20 protein-coding genes are annotated in these 21622 nt (G+C 56.7%); 10 read left to right on the top strand and 10 right to left on the bottom strand.

All coding sequences use genetic code 11. The annotated features are described in order from the left end of the window. Positions 1 to 5: 5 nt before the first annotated feature. Positions 6 to 407, bottom strand: coding sequence for an H-NS family nucleoid-associated regulatory protein (locus tag KVT28_RS09695; protein ID WP_101761355.1), 402 nt, complete (start codon positions 405 to 407; stop codon positions 6 to 8). 529 nt (positions 408 to 936) lie between these two features. Between KVT28_RS09695 and fhuE the strand changes: the two genes are divergently transcribed. Beyond that, on the top strand, positions 937 to 3132 hold the full coding sequence (gene fhuE, locus KVT28_RS09700) for a ferric-rhodotorulic acid/ferric-coprogen receptor FhuE (protein ID WP_217548030.1): 2196 nt from the start codon (positions 937 to 939) through the stop codon (positions 3130 to 3132). Positions 3133 to 3201: 69 nt separating this feature from the next. On the opposite strand, the gene KVT28_RS09705 is transcribed toward fhuE, so the two are convergent. The 6 genes from KVT28_RS09705 to KVT28_RS09730 all read right to left on the bottom strand — a co-directional run bounded on the left by KVT28_RS09705 (position 3202) and on the right by KVT28_RS09730 (position 9337). Then, positions 3202 to 4320, bottom strand: a complete 1119-nt coding sequence (locus KVT28_RS09705; RefSeq protein WP_217548032.1) for a M20 family metallopeptidase — start codon at positions 4318 to 4320, stop codon at positions 3202 to 3204. Further along, positions 4320 to 5075, bottom strand: coding sequence for a glutamine amidotransferase (locus KVT28_RS09710; protein ID WP_101761358.1), 756 nt, complete (start codon positions 5073 to 5075; stop codon positions 4320 to 4322). Before KVT28_RS09710 ends, KVT28_RS09705 begins: the two co-directional genes overlap by 1 nt. Positions 5076 to 5088: 13 nt before the next feature. Beyond that, on the bottom strand, positions 5089 to 6168 hold the full coding sequence (locus tag KVT28_RS09715; protein WP_101761359.1) for a phosphotriesterase: 1080 nt from the start codon (positions 6166 to 6168) through the stop codon (positions 5089 to 5091). Between the two features lie 3 nt (positions 6169 to 6171). Continuing rightward, a complete protein-coding gene (locus KVT28_RS09720) occupies positions 6172 to 7173 on the bottom strand; it encodes an ABC transporter permease (protein WP_167391174.1) in 1002 nt (333 codons plus the stop codon). 18 nt (positions 7174 to 7191) lie between these two features. Continuing rightward, positions 7192 to 7938, bottom strand: a complete 747-nt coding sequence (locus tag KVT28_RS09725) for an ATP-binding cassette domain-containing protein (protein WP_167391178.1) — start codon at positions 7936 to 7938, stop codon at positions 7192 to 7194. Between the two features lie 370 nt (positions 7939 to 8308). Further along, on the bottom strand, positions 8309 to 9337 hold the full coding sequence (locus KVT28_RS09730) for a LacI family DNA-binding transcriptional regulator (protein ID WP_101761362.1): 1029 nt from the start codon (positions 9335 to 9337) through the stop codon (positions 8309 to 8311). A gap of 349 nt (positions 9338 to 9686) precedes the next feature. On the opposite strand from KVT28_RS09730, the gene KVT28_RS09735 reads away from it, so the two are divergent. Continuing rightward, positions 9687 to 10637, top strand: coding sequence for a substrate-binding domain-containing protein (locus KVT28_RS09735; protein WP_110867210.1), 951 nt, complete (start codon positions 9687 to 9689; stop codon positions 10635 to 10637). 4 nt (positions 10638 to 10641) lie between these two features. Here the strand turns inward: KVT28_RS09735 and KVT28_RS09740 are convergent, their stop codons facing one another. Further along, a complete protein-coding gene (locus KVT28_RS09740; RefSeq protein ID WP_101761364.1) occupies positions 10642 to 11511 on the bottom strand; it encodes a PfkB family carbohydrate kinase in 870 nt (289 codons plus the stop codon). Positions 11512 to 11539: 28 nt separating this feature from the next. Here KVT28_RS09740 and KVT28_RS09745 point away from each other — a divergent pair, with 28 nt between their 5' ends. Genes KVT28_RS09745 through KVT28_RS09775 form a run of 7 tightly spaced genes read left to right on the top strand, consistent with a single transcriptional unit; the run spans position 11540 to position 18031 of the window. Beyond that, on the top strand, positions 11540 to 12385 hold the full coding sequence (locus KVT28_RS09745) for a BtpA/SgcQ family protein (RefSeq protein ID WP_101761365.1): 846 nt from the start codon (positions 11540 to 11542) through the stop codon (positions 12383 to 12385). Further along, on the top strand, positions 12385 to 13044 hold the full coding sequence (locus KVT28_RS09750; protein ID WP_101761366.1) for a TenA family protein: 660 nt from the start codon (positions 12385 to 12387) through the stop codon (positions 13042 to 13044). Before KVT28_RS09745 ends, KVT28_RS09750 begins: the two co-directional genes overlap by 1 nt. Then, positions 13041 to 13808: an ATP-binding cassette domain-containing protein gene (locus KVT28_RS09755; RefSeq protein WP_101761367.1), complete on the top strand. Its 768-nt coding sequence runs from the start codon at positions 13041 to 13043 to the stop codon at positions 13806 to 13808. The genes KVT28_RS09750 and KVT28_RS09755 overlap by 4 nt, the downstream gene beginning before the upstream one ends. Positions 13809 to 13839: 31 nt before the next feature. Then, entirely contained in the window at positions 13840 to 14811 is a 972-nt protein-coding gene (locus KVT28_RS09760) for an autoinducer 2 ABC transporter substrate-binding protein (RefSeq protein WP_101761368.1), read from the top strand. Between the two features lie 11 nt (positions 14812 to 14822). Next, the gene (locus tag KVT28_RS09765; RefSeq protein WP_101761369.1) at positions 14823 to 15764 is read left to right on the top strand and encodes an ABC transporter permease; all 942 of its coding nucleotides are present in this window, start codon (positions 14823 to 14825) and stop codon (positions 15762 to 15764) included. Further along, positions 15761 to 16705 (top strand): ABC transporter permease, encoded by a 945-nt coding sequence (locus KVT28_RS09770; protein WP_101761370.1) that lies wholly within the window; start codon positions 15761 to 15763, stop codon positions 16703 to 16705. Before KVT28_RS09765 ends, KVT28_RS09770 begins: the two co-directional genes overlap by 4 nt. Positions 16706 to 16708: 3 nt before the next feature. Continuing rightward, complete coding sequence (locus KVT28_RS09775) at positions 16709 to 18031, top strand: M20 family metallopeptidase (protein WP_101761371.1); 1323 nt, start codon at positions 16709 to 16711, stop codon at positions 18029 to 18031. An 83-nt stretch (positions 18032 to 18114) separates the two neighbouring features. Here the strand turns inward: KVT28_RS09775 and KVT28_RS09780 are convergent, their stop codons facing one another. Beyond that, a complete protein-coding gene (locus KVT28_RS09780) occupies positions 18115 to 19191 on the bottom strand; it encodes an LLM class flavin-dependent oxidoreductase (protein ID WP_101761372.1) in 1077 nt (358 codons plus the stop codon). Then, positions 19188 to 20336 carry an acyl-CoA dehydrogenase family protein gene (locus KVT28_RS09785; protein WP_217548035.1) on the bottom strand — a complete coding sequence of 383 codons (1149 nt, stop codon included), beginning with the start codon at positions 20334 to 20336 and terminating at the stop codon, positions 19188 to 19190. Before KVT28_RS09785 ends, KVT28_RS09780 begins: the two co-directional genes overlap by 4 nt. A gap of 200 nt (positions 20337 to 20536) precedes the next feature. On the opposite strand from KVT28_RS09785, the gene KVT28_RS09790 reads away from it, so the two are divergent. Beyond that, positions 20537 to 21595, top strand: a complete 1059-nt coding sequence (locus tag KVT28_RS09790; protein ID WP_210080245.1) for an ABC transporter substrate-binding protein — start codon at positions 20537 to 20539, stop codon at positions 21593 to 21595. Positions 21596 to 21622 lie beyond the last annotated feature (27 nt).

Raw genomic sequence — 21622 nt, forward strand, 5'->3', positions numbered from 1 at the left:
ACCGATTAAATCAGGAAATCATCCATTGAACCGCCCGCTTCCAGTGCGGCTTTAATCGGTGATGGCGTACGGCCCTGGCCGGTCCACAATTTCTCGTTCCCCTGTTCGTCGATGAATTTATACTTCGCGGGGCGCGGAGCACGTTTCGACTTGGGTTTGCTTTCCTGGGTAGTTAATTGCGCCAGGTCACTAATATCAATGCCATCTTTCAACAACATCTCTTTATACAGCGCCAGCTTTTCTTCTTTTTCACGCTGAGCTGCAGTTTCTGCTTCCGCTTCTTCACGGCGCTCTGCGACGACCACGGCGAATTTTTCCAGCATCTCTTCTAATGCTGCGACGTCAATATTACGCGCCTCGGCACGCAGCGTACGAAGATTGTTCAATGCTTTAAGTGCATCGCTCATGTATTAATCCTTATTACTTATTTGACTGGTGTAAAGGGAAGCATTCTACGAGATTTTTTGCCAAATTAAAATAATCAAACGTGGGCAGAATTGTCTGTAAAATATCCGGGTGAATCAGAGATTCCTTTATATTCCGTGACGCTTTATCGAGCTATTTGGCTTATTCACGTGACGCAGGAGAGTAAGGAGAATAATAGTGGGTGATTTAATATGCGTGTGTATGCGGTGCGTGTGAAGGTCGCCATAAATGGTTACCGTACACATAAGAATCTGTTCAATTTCACATAGTTGCTGAAAGCCCCGCCATGAACCTTCCTGAAAATAACGTAAGTCAACTATTACTCGTTGAAGAATAAGGCTTTTCACCAAGTGTAAAAGTGTCAGTAAACTGGTAACAATTTCTTGCATTGGAAATCTTAATGCGTATATTTCTCATTTGCTTTCTTAACGGCTTCCTTACTGTCGTTCCTCTTTCCGACGTCAGCAGCGGTGCCGCAAAAAAATAACGATAAGTTGATCGAGGAATCGTATGTCTTTCAGTGATTTGCGCGTCAGGAAACCCGGCAGTGCGCCTCAGCGTGCGTTACGTCTCTCTTTACTGGCTGTGATGGTTGCGTCGGGTATCGCGCAGGCAGCAGAGACCACCAACACCGAACAGACGCTGAACGTGGATGCCAGCGCCAACGCCGATCAGCAACAGCAGGCGGCACAGGATTACAGCGTACCGGTGACGCGTGCCGGTACCAAAATGGCGCTCACCGCGCGCGATATTCCGCAATCGGTTTCAATCGTCAGCAAGCAGCGTATGCAAGACCAACAGCTGCAATCGCTGAACGATGTGCTGAAGAACACCACCGGTATCCACGGCGTCTCTTCCGATATGGACCGCACCAACTACTATTCGCGCGGTTTCCTGATCGACAACTATATGGTCGACGGTATTCCAACTGCCTTCGCCTCACGCTGGAACCTTGGCGACGCGCAGAGCGACATGGCGCTGTATGAGCGCGTCGAAGTGGTGCGCGGTGCCACCGGCTTGCTGACTGGCCCAGGTAATCCTTCCGCCTCCATCAACATGGTGCGTAAGCACGCCGATAGCAAAGAGTTCACCGGTGATGTTTCCGCCAGCTACGGCAGCTGGAACAAGCAGCGTTACGTTGCCGATCTCTCTGCACCGCTGTCGCCTGAAGGGAACGTGCGTGGTCGTCTGGTTGCGGGCTATGAAGACAAAAACAGCTTTATCGAACGCTACGGCGCAGACAAAAAGTTCGTTTATGGCGTGGTTGACGCTGATCTGACCGACTCCACCAAATTGTCGGTTGGTTACGAATTTACCCAGGTAAACACCGATTCGCCAATGTGGAGCGGTTCCCCGCGCTGGTATACCGACGGTTCTCAGATCAAAGCGCGTCGTGGTTACAACACCGCGCCAGACTGGGCTTACAACAACAAAGAAAACAAAAAGGTCTTTGTTAACCTGCAGCAAAACTTCGATAACGGCTGGAACATCACGCTTAACGGCACGCATAACGAAATGTTCCTCGACAGCAAACAGCTGTATATCGATGGCTTCTTTGATAAAACCACCGGCGCGGGCTCTTCCTCTTACGCCGGCTATCCGGTTATCGGCGGCACCGGCTATAACACCGGCAAACGTAAAGTGGATGCGGTGGATGCCTTCGCCAGCGGCCCATACGAATTGTTGGGACGTCAGCATGAGCTGATGATTGGCGTTAACTACAGTCGTCAGGACAACAAGTACTACAGCTCGTGGGAGAACATCTCATCAGCAGAGCTGGGTAACTTCAATAACTACAACGGCGATTTCCCGGAATCCAACTGGGATCCGCGCGAACCGGCTTCAGATACACAGCTGGTACGTCAGAAATCTGCTTATCTGGCAACCCGCATCTCGCTGGCCGATCCGCTGCATGTGATTCTCGGCGCGCGCTACACTAACTGGAATCGTCAGACGCTGAGCGAAGAGATGGAGAAGAACAACATCACGCCGTACGGTGGTGTGATTTGGGACTTCTACGACAACTGGTCGGCGTATGCCAGCTACACCTCGGTATTCCAGCCGCAGGATTATCAGGATGCCTCGGGCGGATTCCTGGCGCCGGTGATTGGCAAGAACTACGAAGCGGGCGTGAAATCAGACTGGTTTAACAGCCGCCTGACTACCTCGATCTCCGTATTCCGCACTGAACTGGATAACGTTGGCGAAGCGACCGGACAAACCAACCCGGAAACGGGCAATGCCATCTATGTGGGTAAAAGTGGCGTAGTGAGCCGTGGCGTGGAGTTTGAAGTCAACGGTGCGGTAACCGATAACTGGCAGATGACCTTCGGCGGTACCAGCTATGTGGCGGAAGATCGCGAAGGCGAGAACTACAATTCTCAGCTGCCGCGCACCTCATTCAACCTCTTCACCAGCTATCGCTTGCCGATGCTGGATCAGTTGACTTTGGGTGGTGGCGTGACCTGGCAGTCGAAAACCTACGGTGACATTGGCGGTCCAGATGGCGAAGGCACCTGGCGCGCACGTCAGGGCAGCTACTCGGTGGTCGATTTGTTCGCACGCTACGACGTCACCAAAAACGTCTCACTGCAGGCAAACATCAACAACCTGTTCGACAAAGAGTACGACACCAATGTCAGCAACGGCGGCATCGTGTACGGCGATCCACGTAATTTCTCTGTCTCGGCGAGCTATCGTTTCTGATAAAGATGCTGGGTGCGCAGGACTGTGTACCCAGCAATTCTCGGCGGTCGCCATTCATGGCGACCGATATTAACCCTTCATCCACTCCGCAATAATCTGCCCATACAACTGCTCGGCTTCCCCCAGCTTACTCACCAGACAATACTCATCGGTTTGATGCGCCATCGTCGGTTCGCCCGGACCTAAAATAATGCACGGCGGATCACCCAGCGCGGGCAGCAGCAACGATGCATCGGTAAAGTAGGGCACCACGCGCGCTTGCAACGGCTGCTCGAAAAACGCCTGACAATGACGGTAGATCGACTGAATCCACAGATTCTCTACGGAACTCAACACCGCAGGCAGATCGACCAAAGTGGTGATGTGCACTGCTTCGCCCATTAATTCGCCTAACCGCTGGCGAATAGTGGCGTGTTGCAGGTTTGGCGCGCTGCGGATATCAACATCAAACGCCGTGCGATCCGGCACCGAGTTAATATTCAGGCCGCCCTGAATGTGGCCAACGTTCAGCGTCGGTTGCTTCATTAAAGGATGCGGCGCGCCCGGCGAGAAGTGGCGGATTTTGCCTAACGCATCGGCAGCGAGATAGATGGCGTTAATGCCTAATTCCGGCATCGCACCGTGCGCGGTTTTGCCACGCGTCTCGCAGCGCAGCCACAGCGCGCCTTTGTGACCAATTACCGGATAGTTGGCGGTGGGTTCACCAACGATCAATGCGCCAATCTCTGGCAACGTTCCGGCCGCAATCAGCGCCTGCGCGCCATCGCAGCCGGTCTCTTCACCGCCGGTAATCAGCAACACCACGCCACGCCCGGCGCGAATCGCCGGTTGCTGCTCGATGCAGGCGTGGGCAAAAGCGGCGATGGCCGCTTTCATGTCACTCGAACCGCGCCCATAAAGCCGATCGTCCGCAATTTCCGAACCAAAAGGATCGTGCTGCCACGGCTGATTGCCGAGCGGCACGGTGTCGAGATGTCCGGTAAACGCCAGCGGTTTGCCCGCAGCGGAGCCGCGCATCTGCGCCACCAGATTGCTGCGACCTTCGCCAAACGACGATAGCTGCACCTCAAAACCCTGATCGCTGAGCCACGCGGCAAAAAACGCCATGCAGGCAGCTTCGTTGCCCGGTGGATTAATGGTGTCGAAGCCGAGCAGTTGCTGAGCAAGTGCCAGTGAAGCGGGCTGCATCAGGCGCGCTCCGTCAGCCAGTCGAAGCAGTTAATCCACAGCTGGCGATAGCCGGGCCATTGGGTAAACTCTTCCGGCAGCCAGTGCGCCGACATATCGCTGGTCCACACCAGCGAACGGCCTTGCTGATATTCCCGCACCGCTAATAAAGGATGCGCTGTGCCGGCGACGGTCGCCAGCAGCGTGCCTTCGGGCTGCATCTCCACCTCGTTGTAGCCCAGCATCCACGGCCATTCGCCGGAGATGTTATCGAACAGCGCATGTGATTGCGTCATCTCCAGCGTAGAACCTTCCGGCGTTTCAATGCGGTCATCCCAGGCGAGGCAGCGCACTGGCAACACCTTTTCGACCAGCGTATTGCGGAATCGCGCGCCGCCGTTGATGCCCTGAAAACTGAAGTAGCCGCCGATCATCATCAGGCTGCCGCCAGCGGCGACGTAATCATGAATCAATGCCAGGCGATTAGCGGTACGACGGCTTTTCAGCCAGGTATCGGGATGCAGCAGCAGCGTGTTGGCACCGATATCCGACAGAATAATCACATCCCACTTTTGCAGCCCTTCGAGCGTCAGCGGGAAATCGGTGGCGGCGGCATGCGCTGGCATGTGGGTAATGGCGTAATCGCTATCCTTCAGCGCCGCGATAAAATCGTTGGCACCGCTGTGCCAGGTGGCGGTGGAGAACTGGTCAAAGCCTTTGATGTGGTTCGAGGTGCTGGTCCAGGATTCGCCCACCAGCAAGACTTGTTTCTGCATGATATTTTCCCTTTTACCCACCAAATACGCGCTGCGGGTTAGCAATCATTAAGGTTTCGAGTTGTTCGCCGCTAACGCCGTGACGTTTCAGACGCGGGACAAAATGTTTGAGGATGTAGCCATAACCGTGGCCGCCAAAGCGCGTCAGCATGGTTTTCAGGAACACATCCTGCGACAGCAAAATCTGCTGAATGTAGCCGTCATCAATCAGCTCGCAGATGGCGCGCGCGTTCTCTTCATCGGAAGGCGATTGCGCGGATTCATCAGCGTAGTAATAGCTCATGCCGATCATGTCGTATTCCAGGAACACGCCACGGTCGGCCAGTTCACGCTGATAGGTCTTATCGGCAAAGCTGGGATTCATATGGCACAGCACGGTGTGACGCAGATCGGCACCTTCCTGCTGCAGAATATCCAGCACTTTATGACCTAAACGCTCCCAACCCGGCAGATGCACCTGAATCGGCACGCCGGTTGCCGCACTGGCGCGTCCGGCGGCACGCAGCGATTTCTCTTCATCGGCGGTAAAGCGGCTGGAGATGCCGATCTCGCCGATCAATCCAGCGATCACCTCGGGTTTCTCCGCTGCGCCGCCAAGGTCAAAAATCAGCTTCTCGGTGAGTTGCTCAACGCTGATGCTCTTCACCCATTCCGGATGCGACGGCTCCAGATACAAGCCGGTGCCCATCACGATGTTGAGTCCGGTTAAGCGCGCGATGCGTTGCAGCCCTTTGGGATCGCGGCCAATGCCGATGTTGGTAGGATCGACGATGGTTTCGCCGCCCAGCGCGCGATACTTCATCAGCTCGTCAATCGCCATATCGACGTCAAACAGCTGGCAGTTATCGCGGCTCATCAGCGGGTTCATGTTGAGTTCACCGAGATTCTCCATTTTCACCGGCATCTCAGCGATATGACGATCGCTGCAACAGCAGGGCGGCACCCACTTGCCGGATGCATCCAACAGAATGTGTTCATGCATCAAGGTAACGCCCATCTCGGCCAGCGGCAGCGGCCCTAAAACCGTCATCACATGTCCGCTGCTCACGCCGAGCGGTAACGGATCCGCATGGCGAAAAATCGATCCTTTCATGAGCTATCCTTTTGCCGGTGCGCGAGTGGGATTGAGAATGCGGGTGTTGAGCCAGATGGCGAGCAGAATGATGGTGCCGGTTGCGATTTGCGTATAGAACGGCGAGATGTGCGACAGGATCAGCCCGTTCTGGATAATCGCAATCGACAGCGCGCCCAGCAGCGTACCGATAATGGTGCCGAAGCCGCCAAACAGGCTGGTGCTGCCGAGCACCACGGCGGCGATCACCTGCAACTCAAAGCCTTCGCCCTGATTGGATGAGCCGCTGCCGAGACGCGCGGTGATAATCATCCCGGCCAGCGCCGCCGCCATGCCGCTGATAATATAGACCTTCATGGTGACCGATTTAGTATTGATGCCGCTGCGACGCGCGCCTTCGGCATTCGAACCAATCGCCGTCACGTAGCGACCAAAGCACATGTGGTTGAGCACAATATGCCCGGCGAACAGCACCACAATGCCAATCAGCGCCGGCATCGGAATGCCCAGCACCCATGCGCGGCCCATAAAGGTAAACAGACTGTCGGCCGGCACCGGAATCGAATAACCCTGAGTGACCAGCAGAGCGATCCCACGTACCACGGCCAAGGTAGCCAGGGTGACGATAAACGCCGGAATCCCCTCAAAGGCGATAAAGAAGCCGTTGATGGCGCCAACCAATCCGCCCAGCAGCAGTCCGCCAATTAACACCACCGGCCACGGCAATCCCCAGTTATTCAGCGCGATAGCCGAAAGCGCGCCGACCAGCGCCAGCGTTGAACCCACCGATAAATCAATGCCGCCGGTGGTGATCACCAGCGTCATCGCGGTGGCGACGATCAGTAGCGGGGCGCTTTGGCGAATGATGTTCAGCCAGTTGTTGCTGGAGAGAAAATTGCTGGTGATCAGCGAAAACACCACGCAGCAAAAGATGAAAAACAGCGCAATGCTTACCACGCCCGAATGGTTGTGCAACAGGCGACGCGGTAGCGAATGCTGGATCATGCGCGAACTGCTTAAATTCATGATGCTCATCCCGTTACCTCAGTGTGCAGCCGCTGAGTGAGCGGTAAATTTCTCACCCACGATCAAATTAACGATATCGCTTAAGCTGGTATCCGCCACGCGCCGGTCCGCCACGTTGGTGCCTTCGTACATCACCATGATGCGATCGCACACCAGGAACAGATCCTGCAGGCGATGGGTGATGAGGATAACGCTGACGCCGCGCGCCGAGACGCGGCGAATCAACTCCAGCACTGCTTCCACTTCTGCCACCGCTAAGGCAGCGGTCGGTTCATCCATGATCAGCACTTTCGGTTCGAAGGCGGCGGCGCGCGCAATGGCAATAGCCTGGCGTTGTCCGCCTGACAAATTGCGCACCAGCAAGCGCGTATCCGGAATCGAAATGCCCAAACCTTTCAGCATCTCGCGCGCTTCGGCGTGCATTTTTGCCTGATCGAGAAAGGGAATGCCGAGCACGCTTTTCATCGGCTCGCGTCCCATAAACAGATTGCCGGCGACATCCACCGTGTCGCATAGCGACAGATCCTGATAGACCATTTCAATATGGCAGCGGCGCGAATCGGCCGGATTGGTGAAGTGTTGCTGTTCACCGTCAATGCGAATGGTGCCGCTGGTGGGCACCACCGCGCCGGAGAGCACCTTGGTCAGCGTCGATTTACCCGCGCCGTTGTCGCCGACTAAGCCCAGCACTTCGCCCGGTGCCAGTTGAAGATTGACGCCGCGTAGGGATTGTATCGAACCGTAAGTTTTGGTGATGTTAATCATCTCTACCCGCGCTGGGGTAGCATGAGGCTGCTGCATCTGAACACTCCCAATCGGTTACCGGGAACTTGGCCTGTTAGCGCAGCAATGCTTTAACTGACACGATTTACCCTCTAGTAAACCGGTTTACCTGTCAGTTAAAACACTGGCCGCACTTCCAGAGCAATGGGTTACAACGATATTTGTTTGCCGCTGGGAACGTTGCAGCTTCTGTGCCAGGTTAGAATTTAGTCAGTTTGGCCTGCATCAAACGCGTGAAGATTCAGCAGGTTAAAATTTTATTGTTCAGTAAACCGGTTTACCTCGAAGTACTGAACTTCACTTGATTGATCAACTTTTGCGCCAAATCTGTGCAATTTTGCGCCACGGTGGATCAGGGTAGGCGGATTTGAATCGAATCGCGTCCCACCCATTCAACGGGTAAGCGTGTTTCCAGCGGGATATTCACGTCGTTATTCAGCAGGCGCAGCATGATGTCCACGGCGGTATAACCCAGTTCGCGCGCGGGTTGGCGGATGGTGGAGATGCGCGGCTGCGTCAGGTCGGTGTAGTTAGCATCATCAAAGCCGACCAGCGAAAGGGCATCCGGTGCCTGCAAGCCGCTGGCGCGTAAACCGTCCAGCAATCCCAGCACCAGATAATCGCTGGCCGCAAACACTGCGGAAGGGCGCGGCGACTGGCTGAACAGCCGCTGCAAAGCCTGCTGACCGAACTCGCGCTCGTAGTTGCCGTACATCACCCATTCTGCAGGCACCGATAAACCGGCCTGCTTCATGGCGGTGCAGAAGCCGAGATAACGTTCGCGCACGCTCATCAACTGTTCCGGGCCACCGATAAAGGCGATGTGGCGATGTCCGGCGGCGATCAGCTGTTCGGTGGCGATGCGTCCGCCCTGCACATTGTCGGCAAACACTTTCGGCACGCTGCTGCCGGGAATATCTTCATCGAGCAACACAATATGCTGATGGCGCTGAATCTCTTTACGTAACAGGCCGTTATCCGGTCGGTTGGTAGTGAACAGCAGGCCATCAACCTGACGCGTATCCAGCCAGCGAATGAACTGCGCTTCTTTGTCGGGATTGTTGCGGGTGATGCACAGCACCAAACTGTAACCGCGCGCCGACGCCGCCTCTTCTGCGGCATCAGCCAGTTCGGCAAAGAAGGAGTTGGTGATATCGGGCAGCACCAAACCCAGGGTTTCGCTGCCACCTTTGCTCAGGCGTCGCGCCAGGCTGTTGCCGCGATAATCGAGCTGGCGAATCGCCGCTTCGATGCGGTCAATTGTCTCCTGCGGCAACACGATACTGTGATTCATATAGCGAGAGACCGTGGCTTTAGAGAGCCCGGCTAATTGTGCCACGTCGGTTAACAACACGCGTTTTGAATTCATGTTCCTCGCCATTATTACATCGGGATCATCGTGTAGTGGTTACAAGGTCGCCATGAATGGCGACCTTACGCGTTAATCATTACACATCGCCAACCAAATAAACACTTGACAAAAATATTTACTCAGCGAATTGTATGCACAGTTTACCGCATTACCGGGAATCACTTCCCAAGCCGACTTAAGTTATTTCACCGGGTATTCCTAGCGGATGGGTTACCGAAACAAACTTAAGCAGGTCGCTATAAAAACACTGCACTTATTCAGTGTGTATATCACGTCATCGATATTCGCCCGCCAAAAATAATCTCAGTGCTTAACGCTGGGAAACGCTGATTATTATTTATTCCCGACGAGGAACACCATGATGTTATCTTTCACCGGAAAACTGCGTTCATTGGTTTTGGCTTCCACCTTAATTACTGCGGGTTCATTTTTCTCGCTGGCGCAGGCTGCGCCGACGTATGCGTTGGTGCAAATTAATCAGCAGGCGCTGTTCTTTAATCTGATGAATCAGGGCGCACAGGAAGCCGCAAAAGCCAGCGGAAAAGATCTGGTTATCTTTAACGCCACCGATAATCCAGTGGCGCAGAACGATGCAATTGAAAACTATATTCAGCAAGGTGTGAAAGGTATTTTGGTTGATGCCATTGACGTCAACGGCATTATGCCCGCCATTAAAGAAGCCGCAGCGGCTAACATTCCGGTCATCGCCATTGATGCTGTATTACCGGCCGGTCCACAAGCAGCGCAGGTTGGCGTAGATAATCTCGAAGGCGGCAAAATCCTCGGTAAATATTTCGTCGATTACGTAGCGAAAGAGATGGGCGGCAAAGCGCGTCTCGGCATTGTTGGTGCATTGAACTCGGCTATTCAGAACCAGCGTCAGAAAGGCTTCGAAGAGACTATCAAAACCAACAGCAAAATCACCGTTGCCGATGTGGTGGATGGCCAGAATATTCAGGACAACGCCATGACGGCCGCAGAAAATCTGATCACTGGCAATCCTGATTTAACCGCGATTTACGCCACCGGCGAACCGGCACTGCTGGGTGCGATTGCGGCGGTCGAAAACCAGGGCCGCCAGAAAGATATCAAAGTATTTGGCTGGGATCTGACGGCCAAAGCCATCAGCGGGATCGATGGCGGCTACGTCACCGCCGTGTTGCAGCAGGATCCGAAAAAGATGGGTGAAGAGGCGCTGAAAGCCCTCAACGCGCTCTCCGAAGGCAAAACGGTGAACAAAACTATTCTGGTGCCGGCCACCGTGGTCACCAAAGCGAACGTCGACAGTTACCGTTCGCTGTTTAAGTAACCGATCACTCGCTGCGCGAAGTCAGCAGCGCAGCGAGTTCCTGTTGTGTGGGGAAAGCGTTAACGGTGCCGGTACGACTCACGGTAATAGCGGCGGCCTGGCTGGCATGCTTCAGGGCAAGCGCATCGGGCTCCACTCCGCGTAACAGCGAGGAGGCGAGCAGCACGGCGAGGAAGGTATCGCCCGCGCCAGTGCTGTCCACCGCGTTTACCGCCGCTGCCGGACAGAAGTGGCGCTCGGTTTCGGTGATCAACCACGCGCCTTGTGCGCCTTGGGTGATCACTAAGGTGCTGACGCCAGCCGGTTGCAGCCGCTCAGCTTCCAGCTGGTTAACCACCGCGATATCCACTAGCGGCCAAAGTTGGGCGAAATCAGCATTGACCGGCGAAGGATTAAAGACCGTTTTCATGCCGTTGGCTTTTGCCCAGAGAAAAAGAACACGGGTTTTCTCAACCGAGAAGTTGCCCTGTTGCAGCAATATATCGCCTTTCTTTGCATCGGCTAAATAAGGCAGCATCTGTTCGACGGTTAATGCATCTGCCGCAGCGGTGGTAGTAATAATGGCGTTATCGCCATCGCTGCTGTTAAGAATAATTGAGGAGTCGCTGTGTGGTGAAGAATATTGAGTGGGAAATAGCTTAACCGGCTCATGCGCTATTTTCTCACGCAGCCATTGTCCGTTACTGTCGTGACCGATTGCGGCAATTAATCGTGTATCGAGACCACAGCGTGCAATAACAATCGCCTGATTCGCGCCTTTACCGCCAATATCCTGCGAGGTTTTTACGCCGTGGATCGATGCGCCTTTTTGCGGCAGATCGCCAATCGACCAGGTTTCATCAACAACAATATTCCCTGCAACATAAATTTGCATAATGGTTCTCGTTAATAAGGTGGAGAAGATGGTTTCTATATCAGCAGGAAAAACCAGCGCAATACAAGATATTTTTTCCAGAAAGAAAGCAGTGATTGGCGTAGTGCATTGTGATGCTTTTCCGGGTGCACCTAAATATCGCGGCAAACCGCTCCCAGCTATTATTGAGCGCGCACTGCGTGATGCCGAGAATTATATTTCCGGTGGCGTGCATGGGTTAATTATCGAAAACCACGGCGATATTCCGTTTGCCAAACCAGACGATATTGGGCCGGAAACTGCCGCTTTTATGGCGGTGATCACCGAAAAGATCCGCGAGCGTTTTGGCGTGCCGTTGGGCATTAACGTATTGGCGAACGCCGCGATTCCCGCCTTTGCCACCGCTTTAGCCGGCGGCGCGGATTTTGTGCGCGTCAATCAGTGGGCCAACGCCTATATCGCCAACGAAGGCTTTATTGAAGGTGCGGCGGCGAAAGCGCTGCGCTACCGCAGCCAGCTGCGCGCCGAACACATTCGCGTGTTTGCCGACAGCCACGTCAAACACGGCAGCCACGCGATTGTGGCTGATCGCTCGATTCAGGAGCTGACGCGCGACGTCGATTTCTTTGAAGCCGATGCGGTGATCGCCACCGGGCAACGCACCGGCGACAGCGCCACGCTGAATGAGATCGACGAAATCCGCGCCGCCACCGAGCTGCCGCTGCTGGTCGGTTCCGGCGTCACGCCTGCCAACGTCTGCCAGATTCTTGGTCGTACTCAAGGCGTGATTGTCGCCAGCACCCTGAAATTTGATGGCGTGTGGTGGAATGAGGTCGAGCTGGAACGCGTGAAGCACTTTATGTCCGTGGCGCAAGCGGCGCTGGAGGAGGCGTAATGAACAGCTTCACTGACCAGCTTTTACAGCAGCACCACACGCTGTGGCAGGCGATGCAGCAGCATCCGTTTGTGCTGGATATCGAGCGCAATCAGCTGCCCGACGCGGTATTCAATCGCTATCTGGTATTCGAAGGCAACTTTGTCGCCACCGCCATCAACATCTTCGCGCTGGCGGTAAGCAAAGCGCCGGATATCCGTCAGCAGCGCTGGTTAATCGGCGTGCTGAATGCGCTGGTGGACACGCAAATCGCCTGGTTTGAAGCGGTGCTGGCGCGCCGCAATATTAACCCACTGGATTATCCCGACGATCTGCCCGGCGTCACCGCCTTCCGCGATGGCATGTTTAACGTGGCAAAGCAGGGCAGTTTCGTCGAGATCCTCACGCTGATGTTTGGTGCCGAGTGGATGTATTACCACTGGTGCGCGCGCGTCAGTGCCCAGCCGCTGCTGGATGACGACATTCGCCATTGGGTCGATATGCATGCCGAAGAGGAGTTTCACCAGCAGGCGCGGTGGCTGAAAGCTGAGCTGGATCGCGCCGCGTTGGCATTGACGCAAGAGGAGAAGCAGCGCTTATCCAATCTCTACGCGCAGGTGCTGCAGTGGGAAATCGATTTCCACAGCGCCGCCTATCTCAGCAGCGGGGAGGCGAGATGAGCAGCTGTTTTATTGAAGCGCGCAACATCTGCAAACGCTTTGGCGCCTTAACCGCCCTCAATCAGGTCAATCTCAGCATCCATCGCGGTGAAGTACTGGCGCTGTTGGGGGATAACGGCGCGGGCAAATCCACCTTTACCAAAGTGTTGTCGGGCGCCTACAGCGCCAGCGACGGCGAATTGTGGATCGATGGCAAAGCGGTGAAATTCACCTCGCCGCGCCAGGCATCTGAACACGGCATCGCCACCATTTATCAGGAGCTGGCGCTGGCGGAGAACCTCAGCATCGCGGAAAACGTATTTCTTGGACGTGAGCTCAAGCGGCGCGTGCTGGGCATTCCGTTTTTGCGTCGCCGGGAAATGCGCGAGCAGGTTGATCAGCTGTTAAAGGATCTCGACGCGCATATCTCCGATGCCGAAGCCTCGGTTGGCAGCCTCTCGGGCGGACAGCGCCAGGCGGTGGCGATCTGTCGTGCGCTCAACCTCAACGCGCAGCTGGTGATCATGGATGAACCGACCGCCGCGCTGGCGGTGGCTGAAACGCAGAAGGTGTTACAGCTCACCCGCAAACTCGCCGCACGCGGCTGCGCGGTGGTGCTGATCAGCCACAACATCAGCGACGTGTTCGCGGTGGCCGATCGCATGGTGGTGTTCCGCCGGGGGCGAAAAATTGCTGAGCGCCGTCACGCCGAAACCTCGCCCGATGAAATCGTTTCATTAATTACCGGTGCGCATCCCGATGCGCGCGCCTTTGAGAATCAGTAATTGTTGTGCCATTAACCCAGGGGAAATAAAGATGCGTCGAATTACCACTGCAGTCTGTTCTCTCTCATTACTGTTTTCAGGTTATGCCCTCGCCGCCGAGAAAGTGGCTTTTGTGCCACAGATCATCGGTATTCCCTATTTTCAGGCGATGGAAGCGGGCGGTAAACGCGCGGCCAGCGACCTGGGCGTCGAGTTCGTTTACAGCGGTCCGGTGGATACCAATCCCATGGATCAATTGCAGATTGTGCAGAACCTGATCGCGCAGAAAGTGAATGCGATTGGCATCAGCGTGCTCGATGCCTCAAGCATCGCGCCGGTGTTGGCGCAGGCGAAAGCCAACAATGTGCATCTGTTTACCAGCGACAGCGACGCGCCCGACAGCGGACGCCCGGTTTATGTGGCGCAGGCCACCGATCAGGGTTTGGGTGACACCATCATTGATGAGATGGTCAAGCGCGTCGGCGATCACGGCAAAATCGGCATCGTCTCCGGCGAAGCCACCGCCTCCAACCTCAACAGCTGGATTGGCTTTATGCAGCAGCGGGTGAAGAGCAAATATCCCCATATCACCTTGCTGAAACCGCAATATGCCGGCGGTTCCGCCAGCCGCGCGGCGCAGATCGCCACCGATTTGATGTCGGCGAATCCGGATATCAAAGGCCTGATCGCTATGGCCTCCACCACTTGCCCTGGCGTGGCACAGGCGATTGAGACCGCAGGCAAAAATGGCAAAGTGATCGGCAGCGGTTTCTGCAGCCCTAACACCGCGCGCGCCTACCTGAAAAGCGGCGCCTTTGGTTACACCGTGTTGTGGGATCCGGAGAAGCTCGGTTATCTCACCGTTTGGGCAGGCAAACAGCTGATTGATGGCAAAGCCTTCAGCGCGGAAAACCGCGTGCCGGGCTTCGCCGAAGCGGTGAAGTTTGACAGCAAAACCGGCGTGCTGCTGCTCGGTTCGCCAGCGGTATTCACCAAAGAGAATGTCGATCAGTTCAAATTCTAACGGGGCTTCGCATGCACATGACTTCACGGGAGATCGCCTTGCTGGCGATTGCCATGTTAGCCATCGCCGGTTTTTCCTGGTTTTCACCCTGGTTCGCCACCGTCGATAACCTGCTCACTATTCTGCGCAACAGCAGTGAACTGTTGTTGATTGCGCTGGGAATGACGCTGGTGATCGCCATGGGCGGCGTGGATGTCTCGGTGGGCGTGGTGATGGGCGTTGCCGCATGGGGCGTCGGCCAGCTGTTGCTGCTGCAATCGCCGTGGCTGGCAGCAATGGCCGGTCCGCTGCTCGGTTTGCTGCTGGGTTTGATGACCGCGCTGGTGGTGGTGATAGGCCGCATTCCGGCAATTGTTGGCACGCTTGGTCTGTTCGGTGTGTGGCGCACCGGGCTGTTTGCGCTGCTGGGCGGACAGTGGTTATCCGGGTTGCCCGGCAGCTTAACCAGCGGCCTGATGCATCCGCTGCTGGGTTTACCGGTGATGGCGTGGGTCATCGTGCTGGTGTGGGCGAGCGTCTGGCTGGTGTTACGTCACACGCCGTACGGTTTGTGGCTGCTGGCGGCGGGCAATTCAGAGGAGAAAGCGCGGCTGGCGGGCATTCCGGTCACTCAGGTGCGCATCGCGACCTTTATGATCAGCGGCCTGTTGTGCGGCATCGCCGCTACCTGTTACATCGCTACCTATCGCAACGTCGAAATGACGGTCGGCGGCAGTCTGGCGCTGGAAGCCATCGCGGCGGTGGTACTGGGCGGGACGCGCATTACCGGCGGTGCCTGCAGTTTGTTGGGCACGCTGCTCGGCGTGTTGTTGCTGCGCATTCTGCAAAACGGCTTATTGCTGGTGGGCATTCCGTCGCTGTGGCAAACCGTGGTCACCGGCGCGGTGCTGCTGATCGTTCTAAGCAGTGAAGCGGCAAGCGGTCGCGTTTTTGCCTTCAGGAGGATCGCATGACGTTATGGCGCAAATCTCCCGACCTGACGCTGCTCAGCGCGCTGTGGCTGCTGCTGGCCATCGGCATTGTGCTGGTGCTGCCGCAGATGCTGGCTGGCTGGTCAATCACCTCGATACTGCAGTTTGCGACCTTGCTGTCGCTGGTGGCGCTCGGCCAATCGTTGGTGGTGATGAGCGGCGGCGGCGGTATCGATCTCTCGGTGGGCGGCAACGTTTCGCTCTCGGCGGTGATCGGCATGCTGGCGCTCAATCAGGGCATCAATCCGCTTTGGCTGCCGCCGATCTGCCTGATCACCGGCACGCTGGCAGGCGCGATTAACGGCTGGCTGATCGCGCGGCTGCGTCTCTGGCCGTTGATTGTCACGCTCGGCAGCTTCTACTTGTTTTCCGGTCTGGCGCTGGCGCTAACCGGCGGCGCCGCCGTCGCCGGCGTGCCTGCGCAACTGACGCAATGGGGACGCGGCGCGCAGTTCTTTATTCCTTTGCCGTTTCTCACCTGCGTGATTCCGGCATTCCTCATCGCCTGGCTGATTCTCAGCAAAAGTGCATGGGGCAAATGGATCTACGCCTGTGGTTTCAACGAACACGCCACGCGGCTGGTCGGCATTCCGGTCGATCGCCTGCGCTTTCTCGCGTACTGCCTGAGCGGCTTGCTGGCGGGCTGCGCGGGATTCGTTTCGCTCAGTTGGCTGGGCAGCGCGCGCCCGGAAATCGGCGTCAATCTGGAGCTCGAATCCCTTACCGCGGCTCTGCTCGGCGGCGTGGCGATCTTTGGTGGACGCGGCAGCGTAATCGGCGTGTTAGCCGCCGCGCTGATGCTGGTCACCCTCAAAACCTGCATGTTGCAGCTGGGATTGAACAGCGTCTGGCAACTCGGCGTGGTGGGCATTCTGTTGATTATCGTATTGATGGCACAACGACTTTTTATCTATCGGAGATAACTAATGAATCTGACTGAACAAATCAGCGCGCACGTTGAGGCGAGCGCCGAACGCATCGCCAACACGCTGTGCGATCTGCTGGCGTTTCCCTCGATCGTCAAAGTTGATCCGCGCGAAGCTGGGCCGGGCGAGCGCGACTGCCAGCGCTATCTGCAGCAGCGTCTGGAATCGCTGGGGATGGAAACCGATCTGTGGGATCCGGATGGTCCGGCGCTCTACGCCAAGTATCAGGGCCGACCGGGCGCCAATAAAGGCCGCACCTTTGAAGGTCGCCCCAATCTCGGCGGCACGTTAACTGGCGCGGGCGGCGGCAAATCGCTGATGCTGACTGGTCATATCGACGTGGTGCCGCCGGGGCCGCCGGAACATTGGCTCACCGATCCCTTTGTGCCGGAGATCAAAAACGCAGCGGTGTACGGTCGCGGCGCGGTGGATATGAAAGGCGGCGTGGCCTGCATGTTAATGGCGGTCGAGTTGTTGCAGGATCTCAACATTCGTCTGGCGGGCGACGTGGTGTTTACCACGGTGGTGGATGAAGAGATCGGCGGCATGGGATCGCTGGCGATGGTCGATCGCGGATTCAGAGCCGATGCGGGCATCATGACGGAACCGACCGCCAACCGCATCTCGCCAATCTGCCACGGCATTTTGTGGGGCCGCATTATTCTCGACGGCATCGGCGGCCACGCGGAGCTGACGCCCAACAGCTGGGACAGCAGCGGCCCGGTGGATACGGTGACGCTGTGCCGCCAGATGCTCGATGGCCTGGATGTGCTGAATCGCCGCTGGCAGACGCAGCCGAGCAAAAACCATCCGCTGATGGAATTACCAAACCAGATTATCGTTACGCAGCTGAAAGTGGGTGAACATCCGGCCTCGATTGCGGGCCGCGCCGAGATTGTGATTGATGTGCAATATCTGCCCGGCGAGAAGGATGAGATGGGGCTGGGCGGACACGTCAAAAAAGAGATTGAGGCGCACGTTGCTAAAGTCTGTGCGCTCGATCCTTATCTGGCGCAACATCCGGCCAAAGTGGAATGGATTCTGGATGCCGATTGCGCCGAAATCGAAGCGGATCACCCGTTTGTCACCACCTTCCAGCAGGGCGTCAGTGATGCGGCACTCAATCCGCAACTGGCCGGATTCGGCGCGCACAGCGACATTGGACTGCCGAGCACACTAGGGCAGACGCCAACGGTGAACTTTGGACCGGGCGATCCGGCGATGTCGCATCAACCCAACGAGCATGTGCCAATCGCCGATCTGGTAGCCTGCACCAAAGCCATAGCATTGACGTTAGTGCGCTGGTGTGGCGTCGCATCTTAACCCGCAATGGCGCAATAAATTGCGCCGCTACGGACCATCGCGCACCTCCGTAGCGGCGCGATTTATCGCGCGCCATTGGCCTTCTACGCCGCCGCGGCCGCTAACGTCTTCACCCGCTCACGGATGCGTGGCAACAAATGTTGTCCGTAATCGGTGGCATCGCGCAGCTGATCAAATCCACGGAACAGGAACGTGGTGATGCCGAGCTTGTAATACTCCAGCGCGGCATCGGCCACGGTATCCGCTGAACCCACCAGCGCGGTGGAATTGCCCGCCGCGCCGGACAGCGCCGCAATCTCCGTCCACAGGCAGCTATCGTATACTTTGCGCGCGGTGGCGAGCTGATACAGTCGCTGCGATCCGGTATTGCTATCAGGCTGAATCGCCTTGCCGCCAATGTTGGACTGCGCATCCCGCAGCAGTCGATTGGCGCGCGCCCAGGCTTGTTCATCGCTATCGCCGAGAATCGGGCGCAGCGACAGGCTGAAACGAATATGTTTATCGCGGCCATATTTCTTCGCTGCCGCGCGCACTTGCTCAATTCTCGCTTTCACCTGCTCCAGCGGTTCGCCCCACATCATATACACGTCGGCGTGACGCGCGGCGATATCGATGGCGGCTTCTGAAGCACCGGAGAAATAGACCGGCACGCGCGGCTGCTGCCAGGGTTTAACCTCGGTGAGATTATCTTCCACCTGGTAAAACTTGCCGTCATAGCGGAACGGCGTACGTGATTCCCACGTCAGTTTCATGATGTCGAGATATTCGCCGGTGCGCGCGTAACGCTCATCTTTGCTAAGGAAATCGCCGTCGCGTTGCAAATCGCCGCTGTCGCCGCCGGTGATCACATTGATGGCCGCGCGTCCCTGGCTGAGCTGATCGAGCGTGGCAAACTGGCGGGCGGCAAAAGTCGGTGCCTGAAAGCCGGGTCTATGCGCCACCAGCAAGCCCAATTTTTCGGTAAAAGCCGCCACATAACTGGCGATGATCATCGAATCCGGCGCGCGGGTATTCACCGCCAGCAGCACCTTGTCAAATCCGGCGTACTCCTGCGCGTGGGAAAAGGCTTTGATAAACGGCACATCGACAGTTGGCCCATGCGCCGCCACCGATTCGCTGCTCTCCTGCGCCCCAACCAGACCAATAAATTCCAGCGTCATGATGTACTCCTCTCAGCAGAAAGGGCGGATTTGCCCACGGAAGTGAAAATGGCGTCGTCCTGCGGCGTATGTATGCGGCCGCAAAGCACGTTACGCAGGTGACGTTGTAACGGATGGTGGCGCGTCAGCGCGTGGTTGCCAATGCTTTCCACCATCAGCTGCACGCTGCGAATGGCATTTTCAGTCACCACCTGTTTGATTTGCGCGGCATGTCCGCTGGCGATGTGGCCGTGGGAGGCGCTGCTTAGCATAGTTTGACTGGTAAACAGCAGCGTATCGATGCGGCCAACCAGCTCCTGGAAGCGCGGCAATGATGCCAGCGGTGCGCCAAGATTGGCCGGCACGCGCTGCTGCAAAAAGGCGATAAACCAGTCGCGCGCGCTGTGCGCAATGGCGTCGTACAGCGAACCGAGCAGCACCGCCATCCACAGCGATTCCTCTTCGTTGAGGCCCGCTCGCGGCGTGCTCCACGGCGCGACGTTGACCGCGTGATCGAGCGGGATCAGCACCTCGTCCAGCACCACGCGATGGCTACAGGTGCCGCGCATGCCGAGGTGATCCCACTCATCAATAATGTGGATGCCGGGCGCGTTGGCCGGCACCAGATAGCTGCCGACCAGCGGATCGGCATCGTCGCTGCTGGCCCACACCAGAAACCAGCTCAGCCCATAGCTGCCGGTGGAGTAAATCTTCTCGCCGCTGATGCGCCAGCCTTCAGCGGTGCGGCGTGCGCGGGTGGCGGGCAATCCGCCGCGCGCGGGCGTGCCTAATTCTGGTTCGACGCGCAGCGCATTGATCAGCGCACCGTCGCGAATCACGCTCTCCGCCACCTTGCGGCGCACCGCGTCTGGCCAGTTTGAGCTGTCGTCGAGGCGACGCGTGTTGAGATACTGAATGATGAGGATCAGCGCTGCAGAAGGTTCGCCGCGCGCCACGGCCTGGATAATCGCCTGGCTTGCCAGCAGATCGCCGCCGCTGCCGCCCGACGCCGTCGGCAATACAAAGTGCAGCAAGCCATGCTGCTGCAACACGCTAAAAGCGGTTTTGGGAAATTCGCCGCTGCGATCAACTTCTTCAGCGTCTTTTTCTAAGGCCTGAATAATCACCGGCAATATTTCAGCCAGAAAGGGCGGGTTATTTGCCATGCGTTATTAATCCCCTTATTAAATCAGGCTTAATTGTTTCCTGTTCTGGCACCGCTGTAAAAGCAATAAACCGGCTATGTACATGCGGAATCGGCATAATTCTGCCGCCGGTGGAAGTGTTAATTTGCAATGGCTGTTTCTGCGCGAGCCATTAATTAGGGTCAACACCTTCACCTGCATTTATTTTTGGGAGTCATTTAATGCCAAATAATTATTTAGTTTCCCGTCGGCATTTTCTGGGATATTCCGCCGCCGCGGCGATGGCGGCAACGTTACCGGGCCGCGTGTTTGCCGATGATCATATGGCGGGCATGCAGATGCCCGGCGATTTACTGCAAGATGGCCCCGGAAAATGGGCGCTGGCGAAGCCAACGCATGTGCGTCTGGCGGTCAATCTCAACGCCATCTGCCTTGCGCCGGTAGTGGTGGCCGATCAGCATAACTTCTTTAAAGCGCACAACCTGGAAGTGGAGTTCGTTAACTTCGGCAACTCCACCGAACTGCTGCTGGAATCCATCGCCACCGGCAAAGCCGAAGCTGCCATCGGCATGGCGCTGCGCTGGCTGAAAGCGCTGGAGCAGGGCTTTGACGTCAAACTCACCGCCGGCACGCACGGCGGCTGTATGCGCCTGCTGGCGCGCGATGGCGGGCCGACCACGCTGGAGCAACTGAAAGGCAAAACCATTGGCGTTACCGACATGGCGGGCGCGGATAAAAACTTCTTCTCGCTGATGCTGAAAAAGCACGGCGTCGATCCCAATACCGATGTCGACTGGCGCGTGTTCCCGCAGGATTTGCTGCCGATGGTGCTGGAGAAGGGCGAGATTCAGGCCGCCAGCGGTTCCGATCCGGTGATGTGGCGCTTAACCCAGAAGCCGGGCTACCGCGAAATTGGCACCAACTTAATGGACGAGTACGCCAGACTGAGTTGCTGTGTGGTGGGCACGCGCGGCAGTTTGATTCGCGAACAGCCGGAAGTGGCGGCGGCGATCACCCACGCGATTCTGCAGGCGCATGCTTATGCGGCCAAACACCCGGAAGCAATTGGCAGCGAGTTTAACGGCCAGGCACTCAACACCACGCCGCAGGAGATCGCCAGCGTGCTGAAAACCCATACGCACGGACACTATTCGGTGGGGAACGCGTTTGTGAATGAGATCGACGTGTATGCGCGTGATTTAAAGGCGATCAACGTGTTACGACCGGAAACCGATCCGCTATTGTTTGCTAAGGGGATTACCAGCAACGTGCTGGTTTAAATTGAAATCGCGCCGCTACGAATACAT

This window comes from Pantoea sp. GbtcB22, from assembly GCF_019091025.1.
Taxonomy (GTDB): domain Bacteria; phylum Pseudomonadota; class Gammaproteobacteria; order Enterobacterales; family Enterobacteriaceae; genus Pantoea; species Pantoea leporis.